9 protein-coding genes are annotated in these 12,188 nt (G+C 73.4%); 5 read left to right on the top strand and 4 right to left on the bottom strand.

Annotation, left to right across the window (positions count from 1 at the left end):
* Positions 1 to 60: 60 nt before the first annotated feature.
* Together CCN29_RS05900 and gcl are read right to left on the bottom strand one after the other, a co-directional pair.
* A complete protein-coding gene (locus CCN29_RS05900; protein ID WP_006136836.1) occupies positions 61 to 822 on the bottom strand; it encodes a ZIP family metal transporter in 762 nt (253 codons plus the stop codon).
* Positions 823 to 992: 170 nt separating this feature from the next.
* On the bottom strand, positions 993 to 2,777 hold the full coding sequence (gene gcl, locus CCN29_RS05895; RefSeq protein ID WP_086680397.1) for a glyoxylate carboligase: 1,785 nt from the start codon (positions 2,775 to 2,777) through the stop codon (positions 993 to 995).
* A 219-nt stretch (positions 2,778 to 2,996) separates the two neighbouring features.
* Here gcl and CCN29_RS05890 point away from each other — a divergent pair, with 219 nt between their 5' ends.
* The 3 genes from CCN29_RS05890 to CCN29_RS05880 are packed head-to-tail and all read left to right on the top strand — an operon-like array spanning position 2,997 to position 4,748.
* Positions 2,997 to 3,671 (top strand): hypothetical protein, encoded by a 675-nt coding sequence (locus CCN29_RS05890; protein ID WP_086680395.1) that lies wholly within the window; start codon positions 2,997 to 2,999, stop codon positions 3,669 to 3,671.
* A 43-nt stretch (positions 3,672 to 3,714) separates the two neighbouring features.
* The gene (locus CCN29_RS05885) at positions 3,715 to 4,254 is read left to right on the top strand and encodes a GNAT family N-acetyltransferase (RefSeq protein ID WP_086680393.1); all 540 of its coding nucleotides are present in this window, start codon (positions 3,715 to 3,717) and stop codon (positions 4,252 to 4,254) included.
* A complete protein-coding gene (locus tag CCN29_RS05880; RefSeq protein ID WP_086680391.1) occupies positions 4,254 to 4,748 on the top strand; it encodes a GNAT family N-acetyltransferase in 495 nt (164 codons plus the stop codon). Before CCN29_RS05885 ends, CCN29_RS05880 begins: the two co-directional genes overlap by 1 nt.
* Before the next feature lie 6 nt (positions 4,749 to 4,754).
* On the opposite strand, the gene CCN29_RS05875 is transcribed toward CCN29_RS05880, so the two are convergent.
* Positions 4,755 to 6,347: an AMP-binding protein gene (locus CCN29_RS05875; RefSeq protein ID WP_086680389.1), complete on the bottom strand. Its 1,593-nt coding sequence runs from the start codon at positions 6,345 to 6,347 to the stop codon at positions 4,755 to 4,757.
* A complete protein-coding gene (locus CCN29_RS05870; RefSeq protein ID WP_086680387.1) occupies positions 6,344 to 8,017 on the bottom strand; it encodes an AMP-binding protein in 1,674 nt (557 codons plus the stop codon). Before CCN29_RS05870 ends, CCN29_RS05875 begins: the two co-directional genes overlap by 4 nt.
* A gap of 157 nt (positions 8,018 to 8,174) precedes the next feature.
* Here CCN29_RS05870 and CCN29_RS05865 point away from each other — a divergent pair, with 157 nt between their 5' ends.
* Both CCN29_RS05865 and CCN29_RS05860 read left to right on the top strand, forming a co-directional pair.
* Positions 8,175 to 9,005 (top strand): helix-turn-helix transcriptional regulator, encoded by an 831-nt coding sequence (locus CCN29_RS05865; RefSeq protein WP_442538247.1) that lies wholly within the window; start codon positions 8,175 to 8,177, stop codon positions 9,003 to 9,005.
* A 155-nt stretch (positions 9,006 to 9,160) separates the two neighbouring features.
* The gene (locus CCN29_RS05860; RefSeq protein ID WP_086680383.1) at positions 9,161 to 11,971 is read left to right on the top strand and encodes an ATP-binding protein; all 2,811 of its coding nucleotides are present in this window, start codon (positions 9,161 to 9,163) and stop codon (positions 11,969 to 11,971) included.
* Positions 11,972 to 12,188 lie beyond the last annotated feature (217 nt).

Here is a 12,188-nt window from a genome sequence, read left to right as displayed (position 1 = left end):
GGGCGGAGGGTACTGAGACGCCGAGGCGGTGACCGGCGGGCGGCTTCGGTGAGGGCCTCGTCATGTGTGGGAGAGGGCGAAGGAGACCAGGAAGCCGCAGACGGTGACCAGACCGATGGCCAGGTGCGCGTCCTGGAACGCCTCCGGGATCATCGTGTCCGCGATCATCGCGAGAATCGCCCCGGCCGCGACGGCGGTCACGGCGGCGATCACGGCCGGGGAGAAGCCGCCGACCACGGCGTAGCCCAGCACCGCGGAAAGGGTGCTTGCCGCGGCGATGGCCCCCCACACCCCGAAGACGTACGCCTTGCCGCGTCCGGCCTTCCTCATCCCCGCCGCACTGGACAGCCCTTCGGGGACATTGCTGAGGAACACCGCCGCCACGGTCACCAGGCTCACCGCTCCGCCGTCGATCAGGCTCACACCGATGACCGCCGACTCCGGAACACCGTCCAGCAGCGCCCCGAAGGCCAGCGCGAGGCCCGAACCGTTCTGCTGCTCCTCGGAGGGCTGCGTCTGGGTCTCGTGGTGACCGGAGCGCTTGCGGTGCCGGGCGCCGCGTCGGGCCAGCCACACATTGCCCGCGGTGTAGAGCACGGCACCCGTCAGCGTGCCGACGGCCGCCGGCGCCAACCCGCCCTGCTCGTAGGCCTCTCCGACCAGCTCGAAACTGACCGCCGAGAGCAGCACGCCCGCGCCGAACGCCATCACCGTGGCGATCACCTTCTGCGGCACGCGCGCCCCGAAGCCCACCGCCGCCCCCACGAGCAGCGCCGAACCCGCCACCAGACCCCACAGGCCCGCCTGAACGATCTCTGTCATGGCTCCGTGAGTACCCGGCATCCGCCGACGTCAGCAGCCGGCACGCCGGAACGCGCACGGCCCGGTGTTCGGCCTCATCCACCGCGGACACGCGTCGGCAGCGAGCGGCGGGCGGGGTGCGGGCACGGGCACGTGGGGGTGCGCCGTGGCCGCGTCCCGTCGCGTGCGGGTCAGACCCGCAAGGGTGTGATCGCCGTCGGCGCATGCCCCGGTTCCGTGGCGAGGGGTTCGAACTCGACCACGTTGCCGATGTCGTTCGTCGTCGACATCGCGATGTTGGTGACGCGTTCCAGGATCGCCTCCACGATCACCGGGACGCGGTGTTCCGCCGCGAGCTTCTTCGCCTGCTCGAAGGCCGGGCCCAGGTCGTCCGGGTCGGTGACGCGGATCGCCCTGCATCCCAGGCCCTCGGCGACCTTGACGTGGTCGACGCCGTAGACGCCCAGCTCGGGGCTGTTGATGTTCTCGAATTCCAGGTTGACCTGGAAGTCGATGTCGAAGGCGCGCTGTGCCTGGCGGATCAGGCCCAGGTAGGCGTTGTTCACCAGGACATGGACGTACGGGATCTTGTGCTGTGCGCCGACGGCCAGTTCCTCGATCATGAACTGGAAGTCGTAGTCGCCGGACAGGGCGACGACCTGGGCCTCCGGGTCGGCCGTGGCCACGCCCAGCGCCGCGGGCACGGTCCAGCCGAGGGGGCCGGCCTGGCCGCAGTTGATCCAGTGGCGTGGCCGGTGGACGTGCAGGAACTGCGCGCCGGCGATCTGGGAGAGGCCGATGGTGGTGACGTACCGCGTCTCGGGGCCGAACGCCCTGTTCATCTCCTCGTAGACCCGCTGCGGCTTCATCGGCACGTCGTCGAAGTGGGTGCGGCGCTGCATCGTGGCGCGCCGCTCCTGCGCCGAGGCCGCCCACGCGGTGCGGTCGGGCAGCCGGCCCGCCGCCGCCATCTCCTCGGCGACCTCGACGAGCAGGGTCAGTGCGGCGCGCGCGTCGGAGGCGATGCCGTAGTCGGGGGCGAAGATGCGGCCGATCTGGGTGGGTTCGACGTCGACGTGCACGAAGGTGCGGTCGGCGGTGTAGACGTCGAGGCGTCCGGTGTGGCGGTTGGCCCAGCGGTTGCCGATGCCGAGGACGAAGTCGGACTCCAGGAAGGTCGCGTTGCCGTAGCGGTGCGAGGTCTGCAACCCGACCATGCCGGCGTTGAGTTCGTGGTCGTCGGGGACGACGCCCCAGCCCATCAGCGTCGGCACGACGGGAGTGCCGGTCAGCTCCGCGAACCGCACCAGCAGATCCCCCGCGTCGGCGCCGACGACCCCGCCGCCCGCGACGATCAGCGGCCGCTCGGCCGCGTTGAGCATGCCGAGGGCCTTCTCGATCTGCGCGCGGGTGGCGGCGGGCCGGTAGACGGGCAGCGGCTCGTACGTGTCGGGGTCGAACTCGATCTCCGTCGTCTGCACGTCGATCGGCAGGTCGATCAGCACGGGCCCCGGGCGCCCGGAGCGCATCAGGTGGAAGGCCTGCTGGAACACGCCGGGGACCTGCGCCGCCTCCAGCACGGTCACCGCCATCTTGGTGACCGGCCGGGCGATGGACGCGATGTCGACGGCCTGGAAGTCCTCCTTGTGGATCACCGCGGTCGGCGCCTGGCCGGTGATGCAGAGGATCGGGATCGAGTCGCCGGACGCCGAGTACAGGCCGGTGATCATGTCGGTGCCGGCCGGTCCCGACGTGCCGACGCACACGCCGATGTTGCCGGGGTGCGTACGGGTGTAGCCCTCGGCCATGTGGGACGCGCCCTCGACATGGCGGGCGAGGGTGTGACTGATGCCCCCGGACGCCTTGAGTGCGGCGTAGAACGGGTTGATCGCCGCGCCGGGGACACCGAACGCGACGTCGACGCCCTCGCGCTTGAGGATCTCGACCGCCGCGCGGGCAGCCGTCATTCGAGCCATGGAGTACTCCTGCTTCGGCTTCTCGGATTCGCATGCCCGTCGCGCCCCGCGGTGAGCTTCCAGATTCCGAATGGATTCCGCATTACGGAAACTTACTTCTGCTATCTGGAATGAATGTAAGAGCGGTCGCCCGAGGCCGTCAAGAGAGCCGCAACTGCCGGACATCCGCGCGCGGGAGGAGGACGATGGACCGGCTTCGAGACCTCCGGGAGTGGACCCATGTCCGAGAGCCTTCCGGTGCGCTGCCCCGCCTGCCGGCGCGCGCACCGCTACACGGCACCGGCGTACCCCTGCGCCTGCGGTGCGCCCGTCGCCGCGCCGCTCGACCCCGACCGCGTGCCGGACGCCGCCGGGCACCGCTCCTGGAGCGAGGAGTGGGTCACCGTCCGGTGCGGCAGCTGCGGCACGCACGGTGAGTGGCCGCAGCCCGAACTGGGCTGCCCCTGCGGGACGGTGCTGCGCATCCCGGTCGTGGGCGAGCGGGCGGACGCGCGGGCCGGCGGAGGGACGCGGCGGCCCGCCGTCCCCACCGTGCCGGTCCGCAGCGCGCGCGACGCGGTCACGGCCGCCGTGCTGTATCTGCGCCGCCTCGGCCACGACGACATCCGGCGCGCGGACCAGCGGCCCACGTCCGGCATCGGGCTGGCGGGCCGGGGCGTGCTGGCCCAGCTCGACCCGTCGGCGCGGCCCGCGACCTCGCGGGACGTGGAGTGTCTGTGGCTGACCGCGATGACGGAGTCCGCGACCTGCCTCTACTTCTCCCTCGCCGGCTACACCGCCGAGGCCCGCGCCCGCGCCGACACCCTGGACGTCCCGCTGTTCGTCCTCGACCCGTCGGGCGCCGCGTGCCCCGAGAACGCCCCGGCCCTGACGCTGGACGCGGACGCGTCCTGAAACTCCGGCGACGTGTGCGCCGGGTGCGTCCGATACTCGTCGGATGCGCATCCGTCCCGCCGCCCCCGGTGAACTGCCCGCCCTCCAGGACGTCGAGCGGGCGGCCGGCGCGCCGTTCCGCGACCTCGGCATGGCGGAGATCGCCGACGACGACCCGCCCGCCCTGGACGAGCTGGAGCGCTACCGTGCGGCCGGCCGCTGCTGGGTCGCGGCCGACGAACGGGACCGTCCGGTGGCGTACGTGACCGCCGAGCCGGTCGACGGCGCTCTCCATGTGGAGCAGGTCTCCGTCCACCCGCGCGCCGCCCGCCGTGGCGTGGGCCGCGCCCTGCTCGCCCACGCCGCCGGGCACGCCCGCGAGCAGGGCCTGACCGCCCTCACCCTGACCACGTTCGCCGACGTCCCGTGGAACGCCCCGTACTACGCCCGCCTCGGCTTCCGCACCCTGACCGGGCCCGACCTCACCCCGGGCCTGCGCCGCATCCGCGCCGAGGAGGCCGCGCACGGGCTCGACCGGTGGCCGCGCGTGTGCATGCGCCTCGAACTGCCGCACAGCGACGGTACGTTCGGCGGACTGTCGTGATGACGATCAGGCCGGCGCGCGCAGAGGACTTCCCCGGTTTCCTCGGCCTGGCGGCCCAGGTCGAGCAGTGGTTCGGGCCGATGGTCGAGGAGCCCGGCTTCCATGACGCGGTGCGCGAGCACATCGACGGCCGGGACGGCCACGCGGCCCTCGTCACCCCGTCGGCCTCCGGCCCCGGCCTCCTCGGCGGGATGCTGTTCGGGACGCGGGGGCCCACGTACCACGTGCACTGGCTCGTCGTCTCCGGCCGGGCCCGCGGCACGGGCGTCGGGCGCGCGCTGGTGGAGGAGGCGGTACGCCGCCATGTACGAGGTCCCGGCGAGATCGAGGTGGTCACCTTCGGGCCGGACCACCCCGGGGCCGACGTCAGCGGCGCCCGCGTCTTCTACGAACGGCTCGGCTTCACCCCCGCCGAGGCCGCCGCTCCGGGACCGGAGGGCGGCTCACGGCAGGTGTTCCGGCGGACGGTCGGTCACCGGCGGGGGGTGGGCTGAGCCGGCTCAGCCCGCCGCGTACCGCTCCCGCAGCTCGATCTTGCGGACCTTGCCCGAGACCGTCATGGGGAAGGTCTCCAGGAGTTCCAGCCGGCTGGGGACCTTGTAGTGGGCCAGCTGCCCGTCGCAGTAGGCGTGCAGTTCGGCCAGGGTGAGCGGGTCGGCCGGGTCGCGGGGGATGACGCAGGCCAGGACCTCCTCGCCGTAGCGCTCGTGCGGGACGCCGACGACCTGGACGTCCGCGACCTTCGGGTGGCCGTGGAGGAACTCCTCGATCTCGCGCGGGTAGATGTTCTCGCCGCCCCGGATGATCATGTCCTTGATGCGGCCGACGATCTCCACGTAGCCGTCGTCCCGCATCACCGCGAGGTCGCCGGTGTGCATCCAGCGGCCCCGGTCGATCGCCACGGCGGTCTTCTCGGGCTCGTCCCAGTAGCCCAGCATCACGCTGTAGCCGCGGGTGCACAGTTCACCGGAGGTGCCGCGGGGGACGGTGACGCCGGTGGCCGGGTCGACGATCTTCACCTCGATGTGCGGCAGCACGCGGCCCACCGTGCCGGTGCGGTGTTCGAGGTCGTCCTCCATGCGGGTCTGGAGGGACACCGGGGAGGTCTCCGTCATGCCGTAGCAGATGGAGACCTGCTCCATGTGCATCTCGGCGACCACCCGCTTCATCACCTCCACCGGGCACGGGGAGCCCGCCATGATGCCGGTGCGCAGGGAGGTCAGGTCGTAGGAGGCGAAGTCGGGCAGGTTCAGCTCGGCGATGAACATCGTCGGCACCCCGTACAGCGAGGTGCAGCGCTCCTGCTGGACCGCGCGCAGGGTGGCCGCCGGGTCGAAGGACGGGGCGGGAATCACCATGCACGCGCCGTGCGAGGTGGCCGCGAGGTTGCCCATCACCATGCCGAAGCAGTGGTAGAACGGCACCGGGATGCAGACCCGGTCCTGCTCGCTGTAGTCGATCAACTCCCCTACGAAATAGCCGTTGTTGAGGATGTTGTGGTGGGACAGGGTGGCGCCCTTGGGGAAGCCGGTGGTGCCCGAGGTGTACTGGATGTTGACGGGGTCGTCGCAGGACAGCTCCGGGTGCACGGGGTCCGGGGTGGCGCGGGCGATCAGCGCGTCCCAGGCCGGGTCGCCGATGTACACGACCTCACGCAGCTCGGGGCATCTGCCGCGCACCTCCTCCGCCATCGCCCGGTAGTCGCTCGTCTTGTGGCTGACGGAGGCGACCAGCAGGCGGATGCCGGACTGCTTGAGGACGTACTCCACCTCGTGCGTGCGGTACGCCGGGTTGATGTTCACCATGATCGCGCCGATGCGGGCGGTGGCGTACTGGGTGAACACCCACTCGGGGCAGTTGACCGCCCAGATGCCCACCCGGTCGCCCGTGGTGACACCGGAGTTGAGCAACGCGGACGCCAGCTCGTCGACCCGTGCGGCGAACTCGGCGTAGGTCCAGCGCCGTCCGGACGGCACGTCGACGAGGGCCTCGCGGTCGGGCCAGGCGGCGACGGCGCGGTCCAGGTTGGCGCCGATGGTGTCGCCGAGCAGGGTCGTCCCGCCGGCACCGTGGCTGTAGGAGAGCGTGGTCACCGGAAGTCCTCCTCGCGGTACTCGGCGGTCGAGCCCGCCGCCGTCGCCTCGCGCAGCTCGATGCGGCGGATCTTGCCGGAGACCGTCTTGGGCAGTTCGCCGAACTCCAGGCGGCGCAGCCGCTTGTAGGGGGCCAGCGTCTGCCGGGAGTGCTCGAAGAGGACCTTCGCGGTGTCGGGTCCGGGCTCCCAGCCGTCGGCGAGCACGACGTACGCCTTCGGCACGGCCAGCCGCAGCGCGTCCGGGGCGGGCACCACGGCCGCCTCCGCGACCGCCTCGTGCTCCAGCAGCGCGCTCTCCAGCTCGAACGGGCTGATCTTGTAGTCGGACGCCTTGAACACGTCGTCCGCGCGGCCGACGTACGTGATGTAGCCGTCCGCGTCGCGGGAGCCGATGTCGCCGGTGCGGTAGTAGCCGCCGGCCATCGCCTCCGCCGTGCGGTCCGGGTCGCCGTGGTAGCCCGTCATCAGGCCGACGGGCCGCTCGGACAGGTCGAGCGCGATCTCGCCCTCGGCCGCGCCGGGCGCGCCGGAGACCGGGTCGAGGAGCTCGACGCGGTAGCCGGGGCTGGGGCGGCCCATGGAGCCGGTCTTGAGGACCTGGCCGGGGCTGTTGGACACCTGGACGGCGGTCTCGGTCTGGCCGAAGCCGTCCCGGATGGTGACGCCCCAGGCGCGCCGCACCTGTTCGATGACCTCCGGGTTGAGGGGTTCACCGGCGGCGACGACCTCGCGGGGCGGGGTGCGCAGCAGACCCAGGTCGGCCTGGATGAGCATGCGCCACACGGTCGGCGGGGCGCAGAAGGTGGTGACGCCCGCCTTGTCCATCTCGGCCATCAGGCGGGGCGCGTCGAAGCGGGTGTAGTTGTGCAGGAAGACGGTCGCCTCGGCGTTCCACGGGGCGAACAGGTTGGACCAGGCGTGCTTGGCCCAGCCGGGCGAGGAGATGTTGAGGTGCACGTCGCCGGGGCGCAGGCCGATCCAGTACATGGTCGCCAGGTGCCCGATGGGGTACGAGGTGTGGGTGTGCTCCACCAGCTTGGGGCGGGCGGTGGTGCCCGAGGTGAAGTACAGCATCAGCGGGTCGTCGGCGAGGGTCGGGCCGTCGGCGGCGAAGGCGTCGGACGCGCCGTAGGCGTCGGCGTAGGGCAGCCAGGCCCCGCCGGGCTCCTCCCCCACCGCGGTACGGGTGTAGTCGCCGGGCACCTCGTCGAACTTCGCGGCGTCGGCGGAGCGCACGATCACATGGCGGACCCGGCCGCGCTCGACGCGGTCGCGCAGGTCGGCGGGGCCGAGCAGCGGGGTGGCGGGGATGACGACGGCGCGCAGCTTCATCGCGGCCAGGGCGGTCTCCCACAGCTCGGCCTGGTTGCCGAGCATCACCAGCACCCGGTCCTCGGCGGCCACGCCCCGCTCCCGCAGCCAGTTCGCCACCCGGTCGGAGCGGCGGGACAGCTCGGCGAAGGACAGACGGGTCTCGCCGCCGTCCTCCTCGACCAGGTGCAGGGCCGTGCGGTCGTTGCCGTCGGCGATCACGTCGAACCAGTCCAGGGCCCAGTTGAAGCGGTCGGGCCGGGGCCACGCGAAGTCCTGGTGGGCGGTGGCGTAGTCCTCACGGTGTTCCAGCAGGAAGTCCCGGGCCCTGCGGAACTGCTCCGTCGCCGTCGTCATGCGTCCTCCTCGGTGCCGGACCTTGCCGGGCGGCTCACGGTCATCGTGTAATCCGTGATGCAGGTCTCACTACCCCCGAACGGGGGTGTGCGCCGCACACGGGCCGCGGTGAAGGGGCGAACAGGTGACAGCAGACCCGACGAGGACGAGCGAGGCGGTGGAGATCCGGGGTGCGCTGGCCCGGCTGCGGCGCGCGACAGGGCTGCCGGTGGCGTTCGGCGGACTGGTGGAGCCGGGGCGCCGCCACGTGCGGATCAGCGAGCTGAGCGGCACCTTCACCCCGGCGCTCAGCTCGCTCGCCGTGACCTCGGGCAACGGTCTGGGCGGCAAGGCGGTGGCGCTGGCCCGGCCGTGCGCGGTGACGGACTACTCCGTCTCCCGGCAGATCAGCCACGAGTACGACGTTCCGGTGGCCGCCGAGGGCCTGCGCGCGGTGGTGGCCGTGCCGGTGGTCGTACGGCGTCGGGTGCGGGCGGTGCTGTACGGGGCGCTGCGCACCGCCGTGCCGCTCGGCGACCGCACGCTCGGGGAGACGGTGCAGGTCGCGCGGGACGTGGAGCAGGCGCTGCTGGTGCGGGAGGAGGCGGCGGAGCTGCTGGCGGCGGCCGGTCCGGCGCCGGAGCCGGGGGCGGACGGGTGGCGGGAGCCCGGCGCGGGTGATCAGCGGGAGCGGGTGCGGGAGGCACACGCGGCGCTGCGGGCGCTGGCCCCGCGGATCGCCGACCCGGCGCTGCGGGCGGAGCTGCTGGAGGCGTGCGCCCTGCTCACGGCGCGGCAGACGCCGTCCGGCGCGGTGCGGCTCGCGCCCCGGGAGGTGGACGTGCTGGCCTGTGTCGCGGCGGGGGCGACGAACGCGGCGGCGGCCGTCCGGCTGGGGCTGACGGCCGAAACCGTGAAGGCGTATCTGCGGTCCGCGATGCGGAAGCTCGGGACGCGGACCCGGGGCGAGGCAGTGGTCGCCGCCCGCCGGGCCGGATGGTTGCCGTAGATTTGCGGTGTTCTCCCCCCGGGCGGTAATAGCAGGAGTGCACCCTTTGATTAACAGTTGATCGGAACGTTGTCATTCACCTCACTCCACCGTCCGCCGGAATTGAGGACCCTGTTGCCTAATATTGGCCAGGACACGCCACACGGAGGGGAGCGGTGACCGTGCGACGGGACGACAAGGAGCCTGCCAGGTACCGCCCCGACCTGGTCATCGGCCGGGACGAGCTGTTCGCCGACGCCAGGGCGCAGCTCGCGCGCGGCGGCAGCGTGCTGCTCCACGGCCCCGCCGGAATAGGTAAATCGACCGTGCTGCGGGCACTTGCGGCGGAAAACGCCGGGACGGCCGCGCGAGTGTTGCGCTGCTCGGCCACGGAGTCCGAATCCCATCTTCCGTTCCTCGCCCTGGCCGATCTGTTCGGTCTGGTGCTGGACGAGGTCGCCCCCCGGCTGCCCGCCGCCCAGCGCACCGCCCTGGAGTCGGCGCTCACCGGGCGCGGCGAGTCCACCCTCCAGCGGGACGGCCTGGCGCTGCGGCTCGCCGTGCTGTCCACGCTGCGCGCGCTGTCCGCCGAGGGCCCCGTCCTCGTCGTCGCCGACGACCTCCAGTGGCTCGACCCGGCCAGCGCCGAACTGCTCGGCTTCGCCGCCCGCCGGCTCGGCGACAGCCCGGTGCAGATGCTGTGCGCGGTGCGCACGGACGGCGAGGAGTACGACCGTCATCTGCGCGCCTGCCCGCCGGACACGCTGGCCGTGCGGCTGGGCCCGTTCTCCCGCACCCAGGTGTCCGCGCTGCTCGACCACCGCGGCTACACCACCCTGTCCCGCTCGACCGTCCGTGACATCCACCGCACCAGCGGCGGCAACCCGCTGTTCGCGCTGGAGCTGGGCCGCGCCCTCGCGGAGAGCCCCACCCGGCCCCGGCCCGGCGAGCCGCTGCCGGTGCCGACGTCGCTGCGGGCGCTGGTCCTCAGCCGTCTGGAGATGCTGTCCGACGCGGCCCGCCGCACCCTGCTGGTGGCCAGCGCCGGCGCCCGCCCCACCCTCGCCCTGCTGCACGCGGCCGGCCGGGACGACGCCGAGGCCGAGATCGCCCAGGCGGCCTCCCTCGGGCTGCTCATCACCGACCCCGAGGACCCGGCGCTGCGCTTCACGCACCCGCTGATCTCCGCCGCCCTCTACGCGGAGGCCCCCGCACAGGAGCGGCGGGCCGCCCACACCGCGCTGTCCACCGCCGCCTCCGACCCGATCGAGCGGGCCCGGCACCTGGCGCTCGCCGCCACAGGACCCGACCCGGAGGTCGCCGCCCGGCTCGCCGAGGCCGCCGCGATGGCCCGCGACCGGGGCGCGCCGTCGGTCGCCGCCTCCCTCGGGCTGCTCGCCGCCCGGCACACCCCCGCCGACGGCACGCCCGCCCCCGACGAGCGGCGGCTCCAGGCCGCCGAGGACGCCATCACCGCCGGCGAGGTCGACCTGGCCCGCGACATCGCCCGCGAGGTGCTGACCCGGGCGACCGTGCCGGCCGAGCGGGTGCGGGCGTGGATGGTGGTCATCGAGGCGGCGGGGCAGGCGCTCGGCGAGGTCGACGCCGTGTTCCCGCAGGTGCTGGCCGACGCCGGGGACGACCCCCGGCTGCTCGCCCTCGTCCACTACCAGCTCGCCTGGCGGGAGGTCGTCGTCAACGGCGACTTCGCGAAGTCCCGCCAGGAGGCCGCGCACGCGGCGGAGCTGGCCGCCCGCGGCGGGGACCGGCGCACCGAGCTGATGGCGCTCGCCTTCCAGTCGTCCACCGAGACCCTGATGGGCCACCCGGACGCCCCCGCCACCATCCGGCGCGCGCTCCAGGAGCCGCAGGACCCGGACGTCGCCAGCCACCACAACGGGGCCGCGATGTCCCGGTTCCGCTGGCTGCTCATGAGCGACCAGCTCCCCGAGGCCCGTACGGCCATCACCGCGCTGCTGCGGGAGGCGCGGCGGCGCGGCATGGTCGAGAGCGAGGTGCACTTCTCCCGGCTGCTCGCCGACACCGAGCTGCGCTTCGGGCACTGCGGGCGCGCCCTGGACCTGGCCGGGGAGAGCCTGCGGCTGGCCCGTGACTCCGGCATCGGGGAGAGCGCGTCCGCGATGCTCGCCTCCGTCGCGGAGGCGTCCGGCGGGGACGTGGAGCGGGCGATGGCCCTGGCCCGCGAGTCCGCCGACCACGCCGAGGTGGACGGCGACCAGCTGTACCTCTCCCTCGCCCTGGCCGCCCTCGGGTACGCGCAGCTGGTGTCCGGGGACGCGCAGGCGGCGGTGCGTTCGCTGCGCCGGGTGCGCGAGCTGGAGCAGGGCATGGGCATCACCGACCCCGCGCGCGGCCGCTGGCAGGGCGACCTCGCCGAGGCGCTGGTGCGGATCGGTGAGCCCGGCGAGGCGCAGGAGCTGATCAACACCACCCGGGTGCACGCGCTGCGCCTGAACCGGGCGAGCGTCCTCGCGGTGCTGGACCGGGCGGAGGCGCTGGTGCGCGCGGCGCGCGGCGAACACCAGGCCGCCATCGCCCAGTTGACGTCCGCTCAGGAACGCCTGGCGAAGCTCGGGTACGGCCTGGAGGAGGCGCGCGCCGCCTTCGCGCGGGCCCGGCTGCGCTCCCGGGGCCCGGGTCCCGCCGGGTACGACGAGGCAGCGCGGCTGTTCCGGCGGTGCCGTGCGCTGCCGTGGCTGCGGCAGGTCGACGAGGCGGTGGCGTCGGGACCGGCGGAGGCCGACCCAGTGCCCGCGGCGACCCCGGCCGCGCTGGACGGGCTGGCCTCGATGGAGCGTCAGGTCGCGGCGCTGGTGATGGAGGGGGCGACCAACCGGGAGATAGCGGGGCGCCTGTTCATCAGCGTCAAGACGGTCGAGGCGACGCTCACCCGGGTCTACCGCAAGCTGGGCATACGCTCCCGCGTGGACATCGTGCGGCTGGCGGCGGGGCGCAGGGCGCCGTAACGGCGTGCCGAGGGTGCCGCAACGGCCGTGCGGGGGTGCGGTATTCGGCCGTACCGACCGGAAACCGGCGGGCCGGGGCCCCGGTGACCGAGGGTTTTCCCTGTCCCGGTCCCCTTAGGGGGTTCCCTCATTGGGACGGCTCCGGGGCCGGTTCTAGCGTGTGACACGTGCCGATCGCTCGGGCACATCGGGGCCCGCCCCGATGTGCCCGAGCGAT

Origin of the sequence: Streptomyces pseudogriseolus, assembly GCA_002154585.1 — a bacterium.
GTDB lineage: Bacteria > Actinomycetota > Actinomycetes > Streptomycetales > Streptomycetaceae > Streptomyces > Streptomyces pseudogriseolus.
This window is presented reverse-complemented; position numbering and strand designations above follow the sequence as displayed.